15 protein-coding genes are annotated in these 20501 nt (G+C 66.3%); 10 read left to right on the top strand and 5 right to left on the bottom strand.

Features of this window, described 5'->3' with window-relative positions; all coding sequences use genetic code 11:
- Positions 1 to 94 precede the first annotated feature (94 nt).
- Positions 95 to 5575, bottom strand: a complete 5481-nt coding sequence (locus tag GRI59_RS13965) for an AMP-binding protein (RefSeq protein WP_202391024.1) — start codon at positions 5573 to 5575, stop codon at positions 95 to 97.
- Positions 5576 to 5886: 311 nt separating this feature from the next.
- Between GRI59_RS13965 and GRI59_RS13960 the strand changes: the two genes are divergently transcribed.
- Positions 5887 to 8079: a putative bifunctional diguanylate cyclase/phosphodiesterase gene (locus tag GRI59_RS13960; protein WP_160761852.1), complete on the top strand. Its 2193-nt coding sequence runs from the start codon at positions 5887 to 5889 to the stop codon at positions 8077 to 8079.
- A 62-nt stretch (positions 8080 to 8141) separates the two neighbouring features.
- Here GRI59_RS13960 and queF read toward each other — a convergent pair whose 3' ends face one another.
- Positions 8142 to 8615, bottom strand: coding sequence for a preQ(1) synthase (gene queF / locus GRI59_RS13955; protein WP_183363659.1), 474 nt, complete (start codon positions 8613 to 8615; stop codon positions 8142 to 8144).
- 158 nt (positions 8616 to 8773) lie between these two features.
- Here queF and GRI59_RS13950 point away from each other — a divergent pair, with 158 nt between their 5' ends.
- The 9 genes from GRI59_RS13950 to GRI59_RS13910 all read left to right on the top strand — a co-directional run bounded on the left by GRI59_RS13950 (position 8774) and on the right by GRI59_RS13910 (position 17284).
- Entirely contained in the window at positions 8774 to 9874 is a 1101-nt protein-coding gene (locus GRI59_RS13950) for a hypothetical protein (protein WP_160761851.1), read from the top strand.
- A gap of 265 nt (positions 9875 to 10139) precedes the next feature.
- On the top strand, positions 10140 to 10997 hold the full coding sequence (locus GRI59_RS13945) for a sulfurtransferase (RefSeq protein ID WP_160761850.1): 858 nt from the start codon (positions 10140 to 10142) through the stop codon (positions 10995 to 10997).
- Positions 10994 to 12187 carry a cystathionine beta-lyase gene (metC, locus tag GRI59_RS13940; protein WP_183363658.1) on the top strand — a complete coding sequence of 398 codons (1194 nt, stop codon included), beginning with the start codon at positions 10994 to 10996 and terminating at the stop codon, positions 12185 to 12187. The genes GRI59_RS13945 and metC overlap by 4 nt, the downstream gene beginning before the upstream one ends.
- A complete protein-coding gene (locus tag GRI59_RS13935) occupies positions 12184 to 13197 on the top strand; it encodes a mechanosensitive ion channel family protein (protein ID WP_160761848.1) in 1014 nt (337 codons plus the stop codon). The genes metC and GRI59_RS13935 overlap by 4 nt, the downstream gene beginning before the upstream one ends.
- Positions 13198 to 13264: 67 nt before the next feature.
- Complete coding sequence (cobA, locus tag GRI59_RS13930) at positions 13265 to 14092, top strand: uroporphyrinogen-III C-methyltransferase (RefSeq protein WP_160761847.1); 828 nt, start codon at positions 13265 to 13267, stop codon at positions 14090 to 14092.
- Positions 14089 to 14388, top strand: coding sequence for a DUF2849 domain-containing protein (locus GRI59_RS13925; RefSeq protein WP_160761846.1), 300 nt, complete (start codon positions 14089 to 14091; stop codon positions 14386 to 14388). The genes cobA and GRI59_RS13925 overlap by 4 nt, the downstream gene beginning before the upstream one ends.
- Complete coding sequence (locus tag GRI59_RS13920) at positions 14388 to 16067, top strand: nitrite/sulfite reductase (protein WP_160761845.1); 1680 nt, start codon at positions 14388 to 14390, stop codon at positions 16065 to 16067. Before GRI59_RS13925 ends, GRI59_RS13920 begins: the two co-directional genes overlap by 1 nt.
- A complete protein-coding gene (locus GRI59_RS13915; RefSeq protein ID WP_160761844.1) occupies positions 16060 to 16515 on the top strand; it encodes a DUF934 domain-containing protein in 456 nt (151 codons plus the stop codon). Before GRI59_RS13920 ends, GRI59_RS13915 begins: the two co-directional genes overlap by 8 nt.
- Positions 16505 to 17284 carry a phosphoadenylyl-sulfate reductase gene (locus tag GRI59_RS13910; RefSeq protein WP_160761843.1) on the top strand — a complete coding sequence of 260 codons (780 nt, stop codon included), beginning with the start codon at positions 16505 to 16507 and terminating at the stop codon, positions 17282 to 17284. Before GRI59_RS13915 ends, GRI59_RS13910 begins: the two co-directional genes overlap by 11 nt.
- A 93-nt stretch (positions 17285 to 17377) precedes the next feature.
- Here the strand turns inward: GRI59_RS13910 and GRI59_RS13905 are convergent, their stop codons facing one another.
- The 3 genes from GRI59_RS13905 to obgE are packed head-to-tail and all read right to left on the bottom strand — an operon-like array spanning position 17378 to position 20482.
- A complete protein-coding gene (locus GRI59_RS13905) occupies positions 17378 to 18295 on the bottom strand; it encodes an SDR family NAD(P)-dependent oxidoreductase (RefSeq protein WP_160761842.1) in 918 nt (305 codons plus the stop codon).
- On the bottom strand, positions 18292 to 19410 hold the full coding sequence (gene proB / locus GRI59_RS13900; RefSeq protein WP_160761841.1) for a glutamate 5-kinase: 1119 nt from the start codon (positions 19408 to 19410) through the stop codon (positions 18292 to 18294). Before proB ends, GRI59_RS13905 begins: the two co-directional genes overlap by 4 nt.
- 7 nt (positions 19411 to 19417) lie before the next feature.
- Positions 19418 to 20482, bottom strand: coding sequence for a GTPase ObgE (gene obgE, locus GRI59_RS13895; protein ID WP_160761840.1), 1065 nt, complete (start codon positions 20480 to 20482; stop codon positions 19418 to 19420).
- Positions 20483 to 20501 lie beyond the last annotated feature (19 nt).

Here is a 20501-nt window from a genome sequence, read left to right as displayed (position 1 = left end):
TCACAAAATTATAACGCAAGCGACGTTGGCTTGCCGGATCGTTCAATCTCTGGGGAGGAGAGCGAAGAACGTTTCAATTGTCGCAACGCACGCGTTACGGTTCCGGTTCCCCGGTTCCTTGCGCGGCCCATGCTTCCAGGAGCGCGTCGCGGCTGCGCAAGCCCATTTCGGGCAGTGCATGGTTGACCACATAGGTCGAGCCGGTGTGCCGGTTATCCCACATCGCTTGGTGCGCTTCGGGCAAACCATCCCACGGCACCACTTCCGGTTCGGTCACTTCGAGCAGCCCGGCCGCGATCATGTCGTTCATCCGCGCGACTTCATAGGCGTTGCACAAGTGCGTGCCGAAGATGTTGGCGGTGGGCATGAAGATGCGGCGCTGGCGGGTCCAGACCTGCGGGGCGTAGAAGGTGAAGCGGCAACCGGTCAGGTCTTCGGCGAAGATCACCCGCCCGGTGAAGGGCTTCACCAGCGAGGTTGAGATGCCGAGCGTGTCCTGTCCAGCGCGTTCGAACACCAGATCGGGGCTACCGCGCGGATTGTCGGGCGAGCGCAGGATCTTGCCCACGGCCGAGCCGAACGGCTTCATCACCCGGTCTTGATAGTCGCGCACGGCGGCCTTGAAGATCTCGATATCGGCCTTGGCATCGGGCAGACGCGGCATGGTGTCCGGCCAGTAGAAATTGGCCCCCTCACGCCTGCGGATGGCTTCGAGGCTGACGATGCCTTCGATCGCATCCTCAAGCCCGAGCGATTGCAGGAATTCACGCTGGCCGTCGGTGGTAGTGGCGATGACGCTGCGGGCGTTGAAGCGCCGCGCGGCCTCGATCATTTCGAGCCCGGTCTCGTCGAGCAATTCGCTCGATCCCGGCCCGTAGAAGATCAGCACCGCCTCACCTCCCCGCAGCGCAGCACGGCGGAGCATTTCCTCAGGCGTGGCAGTCCCCGGCTTGCCCATGAAGCTGAAATGGTAGCCTGACGACGCGCCGTAGAAGGCGAGCGTACCGCCCTCTGCCAGCAATTGGAACGAGCGCGGGAAGGCGGTCTCGCCTGCGTGGCTGACGACATAATCGGCGAGCTTTCCACCGTTGAGCGCCTTGAACTCCTCAACCAGCGGAGCGCCCGCGGCTTCCCAAGCGATGGCTTCGGCCTTGTCCTCAGGCACCACCGAATAGAGGCCAGCAAAGCGCGCATCCTTGCGGTTGATCGCCCCGACCGCGCCTTGCACCCCAGTGATGAACTGCGCGCGTTCTTCCGAGGAAACGAGGCCCGTCACCTGCAAGCCCGTGCGCACGGAGGAGCGCAGGGCATCAAGCCCGGTCCCCGTGGCCGCGCCCTCGACGAACAGCGTCCGTCCCGGTGCGATTTGCAGGGTTGTGAACAGGCAGCGCGCAATCGTGCCAAGGTTGAGCACATAGCTCCCCGCCTGCTCCAGCGTGAGGTCCGGCGGCACCTTGTGCATCTGTGGCGCCTGCACCGTCAGGAACTGCGCATGGCTGCCGGTCTCGGTCTCGTAGCCCTGGATCGAGAAATCCGCATACATCGGATCATTGCCGACCAGCGGGCTGAGCAGGTCGTTCGTCCCCGAATAGACCGTCACCAAATCACCGACCTTGATCCGCCCCTGCGCCCGCGTCTCGGACCCGAGCGCGGCAACAAGCGCAATCCCGCCCGAGCCAGTGATCTGCACGTCTTCTTCATGGCTATCGAACGGCGAGACCGGAATACCGGTCAGCGCCCAGATGTCGTTGAAGTTGACCTCGCTGGTCAGCATATAGAGCAGCGCCTCGTTGGGCGCGGGCTCGGGTACGCTGACGATCAGCTCCTTTTCGTGGCTCGCCGGGGGGCCGAAGCGGGGCTGGCCGGTATCGGGATCGCGGGCGATGCCGAAGGCATATTGGTGACGCGGGATCGGGGTCACGCCGGGATAAAACGGCGCTCCCACAGGAAGCAGATCGCCTGCTGCTTCCAATGCCTGAGCACGCATCTCGTGCTCGGCATCAATCCACACGCCATCGCGCCGCACCGGTAGCGGGGGCGCAATCTTGTCCATGAACTGGCGGATACCGGTCTTGCCGCCTTCGGGATCGACGATGGCTTCGGCGAACAGCTTCGCCTCGCGCGCCGTGCCTTGAGTGATGCCGTGTTCCAGCCCCGTGCGCACCGCATCCAGTGCCCTCGCCCCCGCCACGTCGCGGCCCGCCCATTCGAGCTGCCGCAGGATGCGCTGGAGGAAGTCGTCCTCCAGCACCGTGTCGAGCGACACATCGGCTGCGCCTTCCCAGCGCACCGTGGCCGCCTGCCTTTCGGCAAAGGCGAAGCCGAGCGCGCTGCCGGGCCCGTGCTTCACGAAATCGCGCACCGCTGCATGGGCGGCCGAGAGCGCATCTTGCGCGCCATCGACCAGTTGGTCGACCACACCGATCTCCGCGGCCTGCTCGGCCGTGATGCTCCGCCCGCCCAGAATGAGGTCAAGGGCATCGCGCAGCCCTTCGCTCCCGCGCCGGTCGGCGAGCAGGCGCGGCAGGCGCTGCGTGCCGCCATAGCCGGGCAGCAGCCGCAGCCGGATTTCGGGCTGGCCGAAGCGCGCCACGGGTTCGGCAATGCGGTAATGGCAGGCGAGCGCGAACTCCATCCCGCCCCCCAGCGCTACCCCCTGCACCGCTGCGACGCAGGGCTTGTTCATGCTCTCGATCGTGCGGAAGGCGAGGTGCGCGTTGTTGGGCAGCACCATCGCCTCGTCGACCGTGTGGATTTCCTCGAGCATCTGGCGGATGTCGGCGCCCGCGACGAAGGACGAGGTGCCCTCACCGGTGAACACCACCGCGACCACAGAATCATCGCGCGCCAGTGTCGAGGTGACCAGCACCAGCTCGTCAATCGCGCGTTCGTTCAGCGCATTGACCGGTGCGTTGGTGACCGTGACAGTCGCCACCTGCTTGCCGGGTGCCACCGTGTTATACTGGACGAGGAAATAGCGGTGACGGTCGAACAGCGCCTGTTCGTCGCTCATCCGCTGCTTGCGCTGCCAGTCATTGATGACGGTGCGCAGCTCGTCCAGCGCCTCGGGGTTCCTGAGCGTCGTGACGTCGCCGACATCCTCGCCCACCACCAGCGCGCGGACCATGCGGCGCATGTACTTGCCGCTGCGGGTCTCGGGGAACTGCGAGACTTCGATGAAGTCCGCCGGCACCGCGACTGCGCCCTTTTCGGTGCGCACGAGATCGAACAGCCGGCGCTTGTCCTCATGGGTGAGCTTGCGCCCCGCGACCGGCACCACGAAGGCGAGCGGGGTCAGCCCCTTTTCGCGGTGCGGCGCGCCCACGACCAGCACATTGCCGACCGGCGAGTCCGGCGCGAGCGCCTTGTCGCGCAGCACCGCGCCTTCGATCTCCTCGGTCCCCATGCGGTGGCCCGAGACGTTGATGACGTCGTCCGAGCGGCCATGGAGCGAGAACGAGCCGTCGTCATGCTGGATCGCGAAATCGCCCTGCGTATAGGCCCAGGCGCCCTTCCAGCGCCGCCAGTAGCCATCCTCCCAGCGCGCGGCATCGCCGCGCCAGGCGGGATCAACGCGGCCATCGGACACCTTGAAGCCTTCGATATCGCCCCAGATCGTGCGGGCGAGGTAGGGATAGGGCGCGGCGATGACGATTTCGCCCTTCTCGCCCATTTCCGCCCGTCGCCACGGCACGCCGCCTGCGTCTGCGCGGGTGAAGGGCGCATCTTCGGGCGATGCCGCATCGGCATCCTCGACCCAGACATCGCCGACGATCCACGGCAGCGGATAGGCGTGGGCATCGGGGCGGAGCGGGAAGTCGTCGTTGCCGAACATATGCGTCCAGGCGATCCCGCCGTGCTCGGTTGCCCAGTAGCTATTGATGTAGCGCGGGGTTACGTGCTCCATCCCGAAGGCCTGAACCGACGGGCTGACGGGTTCGGCGCAGAAGGTCGCGACGCGCAGCCCGCTCATGTCATAGCGTTCGAGCTCGGCGAGGTTCGCCGGATCGGACATGATCGCCTTGAGGAAGGTCACCCCCGCCTTGAAGATCGTCACATTGTGGCGCTCGATCATCGAGGCGAAGCGGCCCGCGTGCGGGAACACCGGCGAGCCTTCGGACACGAGGCTGGTGACCCGCGTCATCAGCGGCGCGCAGATCAGGTAGCTCTGACCCGTGATCCAGCCCGGATCGGCGACCACGAACAGCGTATCGCCGGGGCGCGCGTCGAAGCTGGCCGCCATCGTTTCGGCCACGCCTGCGGCATAGCCGTGCGAGTGGACGATCCCCTTGGGCTTGCCGGTGCTGCCCGAGGTGTAGATGAAGAACATCGGGTAGTCGGCATCGACCGGCAGCGGCTTGGACGAAGCCCAGATCGCGCGGACGAAATCGCTGCCCTCCAGCGCCAGCAGATCGGCGGCGGTCTCCACCGCAAAGCCTGCGCTGCGCGCCTTGTCCAGCACCGTCACCAGCGCAGCATCGGTCAGTTCATGGCTCCAGCGGTCACGCTCCTCGCGCCAGATCACATCGGGCTGGTGCGTGTGGCGGCACACGATCACCGCCTCCACGCGCGGCGGCAGGGTGACGAGGCTGGAGGCAATCGCGATCCGCACGCGGGCAGCGTCAGACGTGCTGATCCGGCTTTCCGCGCCCAGATTGATAAGCGCCCGGCCCACGCCGCGCATCACGTCCGAACGGTCGACGGTAATCTCGCCCGCAAGCGCCTCGCGCACGGTATCAACGATTGTGGCCGCATCGGCGGCGGGCAGACCCATGTCGAGGCCGGAAAGGATCGAAAGCGCCGTTGTCACCGGCACAAAGTTATCTAACGCCGGGTCGGTATAGGCGTTCTTGAACGCCGCGACCTGGGCGTTGCGATAGGAACCATCCGAGGTGACAATCACCCGCGCCCCGGTATCGGCGATGCGGTCCGACAGGGTCTTGTCGGAGAACCCCCCGAACACCGCCGTATAGACCACGCCCATGCGCTTGGCCGCTTCGGTCCAGTAAATCTGCGGCACGATGCTCGGCATATTGAGCGCCATGCGGTCGCCCGGCTTCAGGCCCAGCGCCTCTAGCGCGACGGCGCATTTCGCCACTTCGAGCAGCAATTGCTTGCGGCTGACGCTGAAGCAATCAATCGGCGCGCCCTTGCCTCCGAGCGCCGACATGTCCCAGCGGTCACCTTCGAAGATCAGCGCCGCTTCATCGCCATGCCCGGCGAGCACGTGCCGATCGAGTTCAGAGAAGGCGGCATTGCTGCGCCCGCCGACGAACCAGCGCCAATGCGGGGCGTTCGATCCGTCAAACCCGGCCGCCCACGGAGTGAAGTCAGCGGGCAGATCGGGCCTGACCGGCGCGGCGGAAGCGGCATCCCAGCCGCTCCAACGGCCATCCTCACCCTTGGCGATCCAAGCGCCGGACGGGCCGACATCGCCCACGAACCAATGCATGTTGCGGGCCGCAATCGCCCCATGAAACGCGCCGGGATCAGCCAGCGCCGCAGCACGCATCTCCTCCCAGTCGGCACGCGTGCGGACAGGATTGGTCAGCGCCGCCGGCGCATTCGCAAGCAAGGTATTGACAGAAATGACGCCGTCCCCCGATTTTCGCAAAAACCCGCAGTGCGCGATCCCCCACGCTCGGCGATAATGCAGCAAAATTACACAAGGCAGCCGTCGTGAGCAAGAATATGCCACGATAGCCACTCATCCGCATAACGCGGCGCATCGGAAACAGTTCCGCACCCTTTGGCGCGATATTCTCACGCTTGATCCCTCGGGCCCGGCGATTGGGGTTAGCTGTAACGGTTTATCAATCACGTTTGGTCTAACACCCTCAGCGATCGTGAGTGCTGCGCAATCCAGCCTCCAAACAAGGACGAGCAATGCCACTTGGCTTTCTCAAATCCGCGCGTGAGCCCAAGCGCCCAGCGCCAGACGAGCAGAACCCGGTCGCGGCGCAGCGCCCCGACCGTGCCATTGTGCTGGGCGAAGTCGAAGAACTCGGCATCGGCATGTTCTGGGCAACCGACGCGGAAGGCCATCTGAGCTTCCTGTCGCAGCGCGCGCTGGTCGATCTCGGCACCGATAGTGAGACGATGATCGGCAAGCCGTTGACGCAGCTATTTCATGATGTCGACGACGAAGACGGCGGCCCATCGCAGCGCAGTCTCGCCTTCAAGCTCAAGGCCCGCTCCAAGCTCGACGAGCAGATCGTCGCGGTGCCCAACGGGCGCGGCGCAACGCGCTGGTGGCGGCTCAACGGACGGCCGCTGACCGACGCCGCCGGCACCTTCAAGGGCTATCGCGGCAGCGCTGTCGATATCTCGGCGCAGTATGCCTACGAAACGCAGGTCGCGCGGCAATCGCAAGTGGACGAGCTGACCGGGCTCACCAACCGCCGCAAGCTGAACGAGCGGTTGACTGCCACGCTGGCCGCCTTCCGGGCAAGCCAGCGCAGCTGCGCGCTGATGATGCTCGATCTCGACCGCTTCAAGCAGGTCAACGACACGATGGGCCACCCTGCGGGCGACGAATTGCTCAAGCAGGTGGCCCAGCGCCTGTCCTCGATCGTCAAGGACTACGGCGAAGTCGGGCGGCTCGGCGGCGACGAATTCCAAGTGTTGCTACCCGACATGGATGACCGCGGCACTCTGGGCGAACTGGCCAATCGCATCGTCCAGTCGATATCGCAGCCCTATCAGATCAATGGTCGCCGGGCGATCATCGGCACTTCGATCGGCATCGCGATCGCGCCCTATGACGGGGTCGATACCGACGAGCTGACCCGCGCGGCCGACATGGCGCTGTACTCCGCCAAGGAAACCCGCGGTGGCACCTTCTGCTTCTTCACCAGCGAATTGCGCGACGCCGCCTCCAAGACCGCGATGCTGGGCGAACGGCTGCGCGATGCGGTGGATCGCGGGGAGCTGAAACTTGCCTATCAGCCGCTGGTCGATCCGCTCACCAACGAAGTGAAGTGCTTCGAAGCGCTGCTACGCTGGCATGACGAGGACGAGGGCGACATCAGCCCAGCGCAGTTCATCCCCGTCGCCGAGAACGATGATCTCATCATCCGCATCGGCGAAATGGCGCTGAAGCAGGCGTGCATGGATGCGCTGTCCTGGCCAGATACGATCCGGGTGGCAGTCAACGTCTCAGCCAAGCAGTTCATCCGCCCCGGCTATCGCAAGGCGGTGGCGGCGGCGCTGCAAGCCTCGGGCCTGCCGCCGGGTCGGCTTGAGCTGGAGATCACCGAAAGCGTCTTCGTCGGCGATCTGGAGACGGTCGATGCGATCTTCCGCGATCTGAAGAAGCTGGGCGTACGCTTGTCGCTCGACGATTTCGGCACCGGATATTCATCGCTCGGCTACCTAAAGCACGGCCATTTCAACAAGATCAAGATCGACCAGAGCTTCGTGCGCGGCTGCACCGAGAACGGCGACACTAACCCTGCGATCATCACCGCCATCGTCGCGCTCGCCAAGGCGCTCGGCATGGAGACCGTCGCCGAGGGCGTCGAGGCGATGGACGAGCTTGAATTGGTCAAGGCGCGCGGTGCGGATCTGGTGCAGGGCTACATCTTCTCGCGCCCGATCACGCAGGATCAGGTCCTGGCGCAGTTCGCGGAAGGATCGAATATGTTCCGCCCCAGCGGCCCGCCGCGCCACCGCGCCGAGCGTATCACCATTTTCCGCAAGGTTGGGCTGATCCACGAGGATCACTACTACGATGTGATCCTGCGCAACCTGTCCAAAACCGGCGCGCGCATTACCGGGCTGGCCGGGGTGCCGGTCGGGACCGATGTGGTGCTCGATCTCGGCCACGGGCAGCTGGTGGTGAGCAAGGTGGTCAACGCCACCGAGAACAGCCAGGGCCTGAAGTTCGAAACCTCGATGATCAGCGATGGTAGCGGCGGGTTCATGACGCGGCACCGTATCTCGCCCTATTCACTGGCCGAAGCGGGGATCCCGCTGGCGGCGCTCGGCGCAGGGGCCTTCCCGCTCGCCAAGTGGCGCGAGGCGAACAAGACCGTGCCCAAGTTCGTGCAACTGGAACTCAGCGCGCCGGGAGCCTGATCAGGGCAATGCGGTCTTCAACGTAAAGCACCGATCAGGCGGGGGTATCGACGCCCTGAACGTCACCCGCGCCCGCGATAGGTCGGCACGCCCTGGTCAGGCAACCACAGGCCTTCGGGCGGCGCGGCGCTCTGCCAAAACACGTCGATCGGAATGCCGCCGCGCGGATACCAATAGCCGCCGATCCGCAGCCATTGCGGGCGCATCTCTTCGAACAGGCGCACCCCGATCCCCACGGTCACATCTTCGTGGAAGCCGTTGTGATTGCGGAAGCTCCCGAGGAACAGCTTCAGGCTCTTGCTCTCAACGATGGTTTCGCCCGGCACATAGTCGATCACCAGATGCGCGAAATCGGGCTGGTTGGTGACCGGGCACAGCGAGGTAAACTCGGGCGAGACGAACCGCACCAGAAAGGTCAGGCCGGGGCGCGGATTGGGGACGTAGTCGAGCACCGCTTCTTCGGGCGAGGCCGGTAGCGGGGTATCGCGGCCAAGGAATTGCGGGGCCAGTTTCGGGGTTTCAGGTGTGCTTTCCATGCCGCGCTGTTGCCTTGAAGCGCGGATGGACGCAAGCGGGGAACTGGACGCCGAGGGGCGCAAATCCCTATGGGGACAGCGCACGTTCACCCTGCACCATCCACAATACCCTGCCGACAAGACCCGGCTTTCCAGACTCGATTGAGCTTCATCGCGCCATGAACCGCTTGCCTGACCGCTTCTTACCCGCTTGCCTGACTGCCGCCGCGCTGGCGCTGGCCGCACCGCTTTTGGCCCAGCAGCAGTCCAGCACCTTCACGCTGCCCGAAGCGACACCGACGCCCAGCCCTGCCCCCGCCGGCCCGGCGGACGAACGCGCCGGGGTGGCCATCCCACCGCGCGCCGCGCCGATTGCTGCGCCGTCGCCGGTGATCGAGCCGCTACCCGCTCCGACTGCAGCCCGCTCCCCCAGCCCGAGCCCGCGCGACATCCTCACCCCGAGTCCGTCAGCCACGCCCCGACCCGCCCCGCAAGTCAGCGCGAGCGAGCCTGCGCCCGCCGCTGCGCCTTCGGGAAGCGCAGCGGGCGATCCGCTCACGCTCCCGCCTGCCGGGCCGCAAGTGGTGCCTGCCGCGCCTGCGACCAGCCCGAGCGTGGCCGTGGGCGACCCGCTGTTCGATCTCGCCGATTGGTGGCCGTTTGTCGCAGGCGCGCTCGCGGCGATTGCGGCGCTGGTCGGGTTTGCGGTTTGGCAGCGGCGGCGCAAGCCCAAGGTGGCGCGCCTCGCCCCGCCGGTCGAAGCCGGTGACACAGCGGCGCCAGCCAGCAGCGACGATGCGCCCCGGCTCGACCTTACCCTCGAGATCATCTCGACGACCCGCAGCGTGATGATGTTCACGGTGCAATACCGCCTCAATATCGCGAACCGATCAGACCGCGCAGTGACCGACCTTGCCGCCGCCGTGCAGCTCGCCTGCGCGCGAGCGAGCGGGGGCAACGCGCCCTCCGCCGGAGCCGCACAGTCCGCCGCCGGGATCGCGCGCGTCGGCCCGCAGCAGGCGCGCAGCATCACCGGCACAGTGCAGCTCCCGCTCAGCGCCATTGCGCCATTGCGGCAGGGGCAGACCCCGATGTTCGTGCCGCTGGTCCACGTTACGCTGGAAGTCGAGAGCCTGCCCGCACTGGCCCGCACCTTCGTGATCGGCACGCCCTCCCCAAGCGGACGCGTCCACCCTATCCTGCTTGATGCGCCGCCGGGCGGGATCGCCGGGCTGGTGGCGCAGGCGGTGTCGCTGCCGCCGGCCTCTGCCGCTGCCTGAGTCGCCCGCCATGCGCGGCTGTTGGAGACACATGAGACACTGTCTACGGAAGAAAAACCTGCCCCCACCTTCAGCCCGATCTGAAAGGACGAATAGGCGCGTGGGGCGGTTCATTCCGGCGATCTTGTCAGCGCAGGCACAAGTAGGAAAGCGCCTATGCCTCTGTCACGCCGCCCCCCTTCACGCCCCCTGCCTGCCCCCATGTCCGCCCATTGCCTGACCGCGCCCTTTGCGCCGCCGCCCGCGGCACGCTAGGAACCCGCTCATGACCAAGCTTCCTTCTGCGCTCGTTTCGACCGAATGGCTCGCCGACAACCTTGGTGCACCGGGCCTTGCCGTGCTCGATGCGTCCTACCACCTGCCCGCCGCCGCGCGCGATGCTGGGGCGGAGTTTGCCGCCGGGCACATCCCCGGCGCGCGCTTCCTCGGGCTGGCCAGCCTGTTCGATGCCGGATCGAGCGTGCCCTACGCCTTCCCCACCCCCGATCAACTCGCCGCGCGGCTCGGCCTGCTGGGTGTGCGGGGCGAGGACGCGATCATCCTCTATGACGACAGCGCGATCCGCACCTCGGCGCGGGCTTGGTTCGTGCTGACCGCGATGGGTTGGGACAAAGTCGCGATCCTTGATGGGGGTCTGGGCAAGTGGCGTGCAGAAGGCCGCGCGCTCGGCAGCGGCGCGGAGCATGGCGCAACCATCGCGCCCGTCAACCTCGCCCCGCCCCGGCGGGTGCGCAGCAAGGCCGATATGCTCGCCAACATTGCCAGCGGCCGCGAACAGGTGCTCGACGCGCGCGGGGCTGATCGGGTCTATGGCACCGGTATCGACCCGGTGCATGGCGGCCCCAATGGACGCATTCCGGGCGCGCTGAATCTACCGTTCGGCGGCGTGCTGAATGCTGACGGCACCTACAAATCGCCGGACGACATTCGCGCCGCACTGACCGCCGCCGGGATCGACCTCGACCAACCCGTCACCACCACCTGCGGTAGCGGCGTCACCGCCAGCGTGCTGATGTTCGCGATGCACCTGATCGGCAAGCACGATACCGCGCTGTATGATGGCAGCTGGAGCGAATGGGGTGCCGATCCCGATACGCCCAAGCTTCAGGGCCCGGCCGAATGAGTGGCGGCGATAGCGGCAAGCCGCTGAAGCCCGCCACCCGGCTGGTGCGTGGCGGGCGGCGCAAGGAATGGACCGGGCCGGTGGTAAACCCGCCGGTGTGGCGTGCCTCAACCCACCTCTACGACAAGGACGCCGATCGCCACAGCGCTGGCGGCAACAATGCCGATGGGCAGTTCTTCTATGGCCGCCGCGGCGCGCCGACCCAGTGGGCGCTGGCCGAGGCGCTCACCCAGATTGAGCCGGGTGCTTACGGCACGCAGCTTTACCCGAGCGGCGTGGCGGCGATTGCCGGGTGTATGCTCAGCGTGCTGAAGCCGGGCGACCGGCTGCTGATGGCCGACAACGCCTATGACCCCTCGCGCAGCATGGCGACGGGGCTGCTAACGCGGATGGGGGTGAAGACGACCTTTTTCGACCCGCGCGATCTGGACGCCTATGGCGCGCTGTTCGCCGATCCGGTGAAAGCGGTGTGGCTCGAAAACCCCGGCAGCCTCACCTTCGAGGTCTGCGACGTTCCCGCGCTTGCCGCGATCGCCCGGCAGCATGGCGCGGTCAGTATGGTCGACAACACCTGGGCCAGCCCCTTGGGCTTCGCCGCGCTGGAACATGGCTGCGACATCGTGATGATGAGCCTGTCGAAGCATGTCGGCGGCCACTCCGATCTGATGATGGGCAGCGCGAGTGCGGGCAAGCGCTGGTACACCGCGCTGCGCCGCACCGCGCAGGAACTGGGGCAGGTGGTTGCGCCCGACGATGCCGCGCTTGCCGCACGCGGCTTGCGCACGATGGGCCTCCGGCTGGAGGCGCAGACACGCTCGGCGCTCAGGATTGCCGAATGGCTTGAGGCGCAGCCGCAAGTGGCTGAGGTGCTGTGCCCGATGCTACCCTCCGCCCCCGGCCATGTCTTGTGGGCGCGCGATTTCACCGGCGGCTGCGGGCTATTCGCCTTCGTGCTGGCGAGCGATGATCCGCAAGCCTCGGCCCGCGTGGCCGATGCGCTCGATCTGTTCGGGATCGGCTATAGTTGGGGCGGGTTTGAAAGCTTGGTCCTGCCGATCACGCCCAAGACCTATCGCAGCCTGATGCCCTGCCCGACCGGAGGCAGGCCCGCGCTCCGGCTTTCTATCGGGCTGGAGGATACTGACGATCTGATCGCCGATCTGGCGCAGGCACTGACGCAAGCCGGATGACCGCGCCCGCCCCTACCCCCTCCCCGGTCCCGTCCGAAAACGTCAGCGGCGCGGATAATCTGCGCGAGGATATTGGCGAGCGCAGCGAGACCATTGGCGGAATTCTCAACCGGCTCGATACCTTCGCGGTCGAGGTCGGCGATTGGCGTATCTCGTCGTTCGACGTGCTGTTCACGGTCGCCGCGATCCTGCTGGTGCTCGCCTTTGCGTGGGGCGCAACCCGGCTCACCCGGAGCGCGCTGCGCCGGTTGACCGCGCTCGATGGCACCCAGCGCGTGCTGGCCGAAAAGGTCGCCACCATCGTAATCTGGATCACGACCTTCCTGATCGGGGTCGATCTGCTCGGGATCGATCTGACCGCGCTCACCGTCTTTTCGGGGGCCTTTGGTCTCGCCATCGGGTTCGGTCTCCAAAAGACCTTCGGGAACCTCATCTCCGGCATCATCCTGCTGATGGACAAGTCGATCAAGCCGGGGGACGTGATCGCCGTGACCGATCAGGCCGGGGTGCAGACCTTCGGTCAGATCCGCAAGATCGGCATCCGCGCGATCTCGGTCGTTACCCGGGATGAGCGCGAATATCTGATTCCGAACGAAAACCTGATGATCAATCAGGTCGAGAACTGGTCCTATTCCTCGAAGAACGTGCGCATCCAGGTGCAGGTCGGGGTCAGCTACGATACCGACATGGCGCTGGCCGAAGAGCTGATGCTGAAGGCCGCCAAGAACGCGCAGCGCGTGCTCGACACGCCGCCGCCGACGGTGTGGTGGAGCGGGTTCGGCGACAATTCGGTCGATTTCACCATCCACTGCTGGATCAACGATCCCGAGGAAGGCGTGGGCAATGTCCGCAGCGAGGTGCTCAAGCATCTGTGGGCACTGTTCAAGGAGCATAAGGTCGAGCTCCCCTATCCCCAGCGCGATCTGCGCCTGCGGCAAAGCGGCGAGCTGGAGCGGCTGATTGCAGTGCTGGAACAGCGCGGCGAACCGCCCAAGCCCGAAGCGCAATAGTTCCGCTTCGCCGCGGCCAAACCATTCTCGCTGGAACGGATCGGCGCGCTGGCCCATTTGCCGTGTCATGCAGCAGACTGGCACCATCTATCTCGTCGGCGCGGGGCCGGGTCCGGTGGACCTTTTGACCCTGCGCGCGGTCCGCTTGATCGAGCGGGCGGAAGTGATCGTCCATGACGGGTTGATCGGCCCCGACATCCTCGGGCTGGCGCGGCCCGATGCGCGGCTGATCTCGGTCGCCAAGCAGCGCGCGCGCCATACCTTGCCGCAGGACGACATCAACGCCCTGCTGGTGCGAGAGGCGCAGGGCGGGCGCGATGTGGTGCGGCTGAAAGGCGGCGATCCCTTCATCTTCGGGCGCGGCGGCGAGGAAGCAGAAACCGCGCGTGCAGCGGGCGTCCCGGTCGAAGTCGTCCCCGGCATTTCGGCGGCCAACGGCGCGGCGGCGGCGAGCGGGATTGCGCTCACCCACCGTGACGCCTCCAGCATCGTCAGCTTCGTCGCGGGCCAGTGCAAGGGCCTCTCCGAACAAGACTGGTCAGGCCTCGCCGGCAAAGGCCGCACGCTGGTGATCTACATGGGCGTCTCCACCGCGCCGCAGATTGCCGAGAAACTGATGGCTGATGGTCTGGCACCTTCGATGCCCGTCGCCGTGATCGAGAACGCCGCGCGCCCGGAGATGCGGGTGCTGCGCGGGTTGCTGGCGGGCCTGCCGGACTTGGTGGAGCGGGAAGCGGTGCAGAGCCCGGCGCTGATCGTGATCGGCGAGGTTACGGCGCGCCTCCACCGTCATCCTGACGCAAGTCAGGATCGCTCGGAGGTAAGCGCTTTGCTGGCAGCGGTCCCGGGTCAAGCCCGGGATGACGGGCGCCTTATTGGAGAGATTGCGCCATGAAAATCCTCACCGGCAATGACCTGCGCTCGGGCGCGGTGACCTGGTGGAACGGCAACGGCTGGTCGCTGTTCGTCGACGATGCCGTCGATGTCGGCGATGACGCGGAGGAAATCCTCGCCCGCGAGGAAGCCGCGCGCCGGGTCAACGTGCCTTACGCCATCGAGGCAAGGATCGACGCCGCAGGCAATGTCCGCCCGGCCCATATCAAGGACCGCGTGCGCGCGCTCGGCCCGACGGTGCGGCGCGACCTTGCCGTGCCAACTGCCAACAAGACCGGCTGGGACTGGGTGATCTGATGTATAAGTATGACCAATACGACCAGGCGATGGTCGATGCCCGCGTTGAGGAATTCCGCGATCAGGCCCGCCGCCGTCTCGAAGGCAAGCTGACCGAGGATCAGTTCAAGCCGCTGCGGCTGATGAACGGGCTCTATCTCCAGCTGCACGCCTATATGCTGCGCGTCGCGATCCCCTATGGGACGCTCAATGCGCGGCAGATGGAGGCTCTGGCTGACATCGCGGAGAAGTATGACCGCGGCTATGGCCATTTCACCACCCGCCAGAACATCCAGTACAACTGGATCAAGCTGGAGGACGCCGCCGATATCCTCGCCGACCTGTCGAAGGTCGAGATGCACGCGATCCAGACCAGCGGCAATTGCATCCGCAACATCAGCGCCGATCACTTCGCGGGAGCTGCCGCCGACGAGGTGGTGGACCCCCGCCCCTATGCCGAGCTGATGCGCCAGTGGTCGAGCTTCCACCCGGAGTTCACCTACCTGCCGCGCAAGTTCAAGATTGCGGTGATCGGGTCCGAGACTGACCGGGCGGCGATGCGCTTGCACGATATCGGCATCCGCATTGTGAAGCGTGACGGCGAAGTGGGCGCGCAGTTCTATGCGGGCGGCGGCATGGGCCGCACCCCGATGATCGCCCCGCTGATCCGCGACTTCGTGCCGCTCGATCAGCTGATCACCTATGCCGAGGCGTGCCTGCGGGTCTACAACCGCTACGGGCGGCGCGACAACAAGTACAAGGCGCGGATCAAGATCCTCGTCCATGAACTCGGCGCGGCGGAATACACCCGGCAGGTCGAGGAAGAATTCGCCCATATGCTGAGCGTGGGGGTGGAGCCGCCGCTGGAGGAATTGGCGCGCATTGCGGCGCATTTTGAACTTCCCGAACCCCTCCGCCGTCCCGGCCCCCGAGCCGGGACCCCGCTTACTCCAGAGCGGATCAAGAACATCGGGGTCCCGGGTCAAGCCCGGGATGGGGGTTTCGAGGCTTGGGCACTTAATAACACCCATCCGCACCGTCACCCCGACTACGTCTCTGCCGTCATCAGCCTCAAGCCCGCAGGCGGCATCCCCGGCGATGCCACCTCGGAACAGATGCGCGTCGTCGCCAAGCTGGCGCGCCATTACAGCTTTGACGAGCTGCGCGTGATGCACACGCAGAACCTGCTGCTCCCCCACGTGGCCATCGCCGATCTTCCGGCTCTCTGGCAAGCGCTTGACGCCGCAGGCCTCGGCAGCCCCAACATGGACACGATCGAGGACATCATCGCCTGTCCCGGCCTCGACTACTGCTCGCTCGCGAACGCCCGATCGATCCCGCTCGCCCAGCGCATTTCGGAGCGCTTCGCCGCTTCGGGCCGCACTGAAGTCGTCGGCGAATTGAAGCTGAAAATCTCTGGCTGCATCAACGCCTGCGGGCACCACCATGCGGGCCACATCGGCATCCTCGGCGTCGACAAGAAGGGTAAGGAGAACTTCCAGCTCTCGCTCGGCGGGTCGGAGGCCGAGGACGTCAGCCTCGCCAAAATCACCGGCCCCGGCTTTGACGAGGACGGCGTGATCGCCGCAGTCGAAAAGGTCACCGACGTCTACCTCGCCACCCGCGCGGATGGCGAGCGCTTCCTCGATACCTACCGCCGCATCGGCATGGAGCCGTTCAAGGAGGCGCTTTATGGCTAAAGACATCGGCACTTCGCCCGACGAAGTGCAATTCCGCTTCCGCGACGATGAACCCGTCGATCACGGCACGGTGACGGTTGATGCCTGCTGCGACCAGACCAACGCCACCGCCGTGCGGATCGAGCCGGGCGATGATGCGCGACTGCTGCTGCCCTTCCTTGACCGGCTGGCGCTGGTCGAGGTCAACTTCCCCAGCTTTGGTGACGGGCGTGGCTATTCGGCGGCGCGCATCCTGCGCGAGGCCGGCTACACCGGCGAATTGCGCGCCGTGGGTCAGGTGCTGATCGACCAGCTCAGCCACATGCGCCGCTGCGGGTTCGACAGTTTCGCTCCCGACAAGCGCCTCGATGAAGACGACGCCGCGCGCGCCTTTGCAACGTGGGTCAATGTGTACCAGCGCGCGGCCGATCGCCGGGCCACCATTGCGGACAAGCGCCATGAAGCCTGAACTCGGACTCTCCAGCCAGCCGCCGCGGACCCGAGACCAGCTCGACCTCGCTCCGCGCTTTAGCGAGCATGACGCCGTGCGCCTCAACCGCATGTTCCGCGGCGCCTCGACGCTAGAAATGCTCGAAGCGGTGATCCGTGACGGGCTCGCGGGCGACCTTGCGGTGGTCTCCAGCTTCGGCGCAGAGAGCGCGGTGTTGCTGCACCTGATCGCCAGCGTCGATCCATCGGTGCCGGTGCTGTTCCTCGACACGGGCAAGCACTTCCCCGAGACGCTCGCGTACCGCGATCTTCTGGTGGAGCGGCTCGGCCTCAATCTGGTGGTGCTGACGCCGGATGCGGAGGAACTGGCCAAGAAGGACGAGACCGGCCTCAGGTGGTCCTACGACCCCGATGGCTGCTGCGAGATCCGCAAGGTGCGTCCGCTCGAAAAGGCGATGGCGCAGTATGATGCCAGCTTCACCGGGCGCAAATCGTTCCAGTCCTCGACCCGCGCCAACCTGCCGCGCTTTGAGGTGGACACCTCGGACGCGCAGGGGCGGCTCAAGATCAACCCGCTGATCGATTGGGACGCGGGCCAGATCGAAGGTTACTTCATACAGCACGATCTCCCCCGCCACCCGCTGATCGCGCAGGGCTATCCTTCGATCGGCTGCTCGCCCTGCACCTCGCAGGTCGCTCCGGGCGAAGACCCGCGTTCGGGCCGGTGGAAGGGCTGGGACAAGACCGAATGCGGCATCCACAAGCCGGGCGAGGAGCCGTTTTTGTAAGCCAGACGTCATCCCGGGCTTGTCCCGGGATCGCTCAAATCTTGGCGCCTTGGCGAAAGCGGCCCCGGATCAAGTCCGGGGTGACGGTTGGCTTTAAAGCCACCCCTCGCGCCGGTACCATTCCGCCGTCGCCTTCAGCCCTTCCTCGCCCCCAATCCTCGGCTGCCACAGCCCCGGCGGCGGCTTGCGGTCGAAGCGTGACACCCAGTTGGGATGCGCCATGTAGCCCACCCGGTCGGCGGTGAGTTTCGCCCGGTCGAAGCGCAGCAGGCGGTCGGCGGTGGCGGCGGCCTCAAGCACAGCGCGCGGCAGATGCGGGGCGAAGACAGAACGCTTGCCCACCGCGCGGCCGATCGCGGCGGCAAGCTCTTTGTGACTCCACCCGCCCTCGCGCCCGTCGTCGGGTTCGTAGGTCTGCTTTTTCGTCGCAGCGGCGTTGCCTGCCGCCAGCGCCACCAGCAGCCGCGCGAGATCGTCGGCGTGAATGATCGAACTCGCCCCGCCGGGCGGCAGCGGCACGAAGCCCCACTTGGCGGTGCGAAACATCTCTAGATAGTCGACATCGCGCGGGCCGTAGACGCCGGGCGGACGCACCGTGGTCCAGTCGAGACCGGAGGCTTCGACCAGTGCCTCGGCCTTCGCCTTGGACGCGCCATAGGCCGACAGGCCCGGCATCCGCGCCGAGAGCGAGGAGACGAACACCAGCCGTCGCGCCCCTGCCTGCTTCATTGCAGCGATGACATTCACGGTGCCGGTGACATTGGCCGCCTCGAACGCGGTGGGGTCGGGCGTGTTGGTGAGCCCCGCGACATGGATCACTGCGTCCGCGCCTTCGACCAGCGCAGCAAGCGCCGCCGCATCGCCCAGATCTCCGCGCACCCATTCAACGCCTTCGCGCGCTGTCTGATCGCGGCGGGCAAGTGCGCGCACCTGATGCCCCTCGGCTAGCGCCGCATCCAGCACCGCGCTGCCAACAAAGCCGGTCGCGCCGGTGATGGCGATGAGGCTCACAGCAGGACCATGTGATCGCGATGGATCACGCAGGAGCGCGGCGCATAGCCCAATCGCTCGGCCTGATCCTCGGCGCGCTTGCCGGCGATCAGCTGCATTTCGGCGGCGTCATATTCAGCGAGGCCCTGCGCCAGCCGCTCGCCCTTCATGCTGAGCACGCTGACAAGATCGCCGCGCCGGAACTGCCCAGAAATGCCGACGACGCCCGCCGCCAGCAGGCTCGCGCCGCCCCTCAGCGCCTCGGCACAGCCCTTGTCGACGCGCAATTCGCCCGCAGGCGCGAGCCGCCCGCCGAGCCATGCCTTGCGGGCAGAATCGGCGCGCACCGGGAGGAACAGCGTCCCCGTGCCAGCGCCCAGCGCATGGGCAATCGGCGCATCATGCGTGCCGTTGAGGATCGCCAGCGCGATGCCCGCGCGCGTGGCAATCTGCGCGGCTTGCAGCTTCGACACCATCCCGCCTGACCCCAAACCCGAGGACGAAGCCCCGCTCGCCATCGCCATCACCTCAGGCGTCACGGCGTCCACGGTGGGAATCAAAGTCGCGCCTTCTGCGCGCGGGTCGCGGTCATACAGCCCGTCCACGTCCGAGAGCAGCAGCACCAGATCGGCATTGGCCGCCTGCGCAACCCGCGCGGCGAGCCGGTCATTGTCGCCGAAACGGATCTCCTCAGTCGCAACCGAATCGTTTTCATTGATGACGGGGATCACGCCCGCTTCCAGCAGCCGGTCGAGCGTGGCCGAGGCGTTCAGGTACCGCCGCCGGTCTTCCAGATCGCCCAGCGTCAGCAGCATTTGTGCAGCGGTAATGCTCTCGCTGCCCAAGGCGCGTGACCATAAATCCGCCAGCGCAATCTGGCCCACAGCCGCCGCCGCCTGTGCATCGGCAAGGCTCCCGCGCCCGCCTTTCGCCAGCCCCAGCCGCGCCGCGCCCAGCGCAATCGCCCCTGAGCTCACCACGATCACCTGCGCGCCTACCTGTCGCAGCGCCGCCAGATCGCCCGCCATCCGCGTCAGCCACCCCTCACGCGCCTGCCCGCCGCCGACCAGCAGCGCGCTGCCGATCTTGACCACGATCCGCCGCGCGGTGGTGATGTCTTGCAGGCGGGTCAGCATGAGCCGATCAGAGCGGCGACCAGTCGCTGGCGTCTTCTTCGTGCTCCACCTCGACCGCCTTGGTTTCTGTCGAGGTGCGGTCCGGCAGATAGCCCAGCACCGCGTCGAGCAATTCGGGGATACCCGCGCCGGTCGCGCCGGACACCGCGAACACCTTGTCCGCGCCTGCGGCCAGCAGTTCTTCGCGATAGGCCTCGACCAGTTCGGCATCGGCCAGATCGAGCTTGTTCAGCACCACCAGCCGCGCCTTGTCTTCCAGGCCCGCGCCATAGGCTGCCAGTTCATCCTCGACGATGCGCATGGCTTCGGCGGGGTCTGCATCTTCGGTGCCGGTGATGTCGATCAGGTGGATCAGCACGCGGCAACGCTCGATATGGCCGAGGAACCGGTCACCGATCCCGACGCCTTCCGCTGCGCCTTCGATCAGGCCGGGGATGTCGGCGAGCACGAATTCGCGGCCCTTGTGCCGCACCACGCCCAGCTTGGGAACGAGCGTGGTGAAGGCATAGTCGCCCACCTTAGCGCCCGCATTCGACACAGCATTGATGAAGGTCGACTTGCCCGCATTGGGCAGGCCGACGAGGCCCACGTCCGCCAGCAGCTTCAGCCGCAGCCACACCCAGGCTTCCTGACCCGGAATCCCGTCCTGGTGCTGACGCGGCGCGCGGTTGGTGGAGGTTTTGTAGCTGGCGTTCCCGCGGCCGCCGATCCCCCCTTCGAGGAAGACGACACGCTGGCCGACCTGCGTGAAGTCGGCGAGCACTTCGTCCTTGTCTTCGGAGAGAATCTGCGTGCCGACCGGCACCTTGATGACGAGCGGCTTAGCGCTGGCACCCGTCCGGTCCTTGCCCATACCGTGCCCGCCGCGCGGCGCTTTGAAGTGCTGGGAATAGCGGAAGTCGATCAGCGTGTTGAGGCCGGCGACGGCTTCGAACACGATATCGCCACCCTTCCCGCCATTTCCGCCGTCAGGGCCGCCGTATTCGACGTACATCTCACGCCGGAACGAGACGGCCCCGGGGCCACCTCCGCCGGACTTCACATAGATTTTAGCTTGGTCGAGAAAATGCATCGCGGGCGCATAGGCAATT

This window comes from Erythrobacter ramosus (assembly GCF_009828055.1).
Taxonomy (GTDB): Bacteria; Pseudomonadota; Alphaproteobacteria; order Sphingomonadales; family Sphingomonadaceae; genus Erythrobacter; species Erythrobacter ramosus.
The sequence above is the reverse complement of the archived record's forward strand: the minus strand, read 5'-3'. Positions and strand labels throughout refer to the sequence as shown.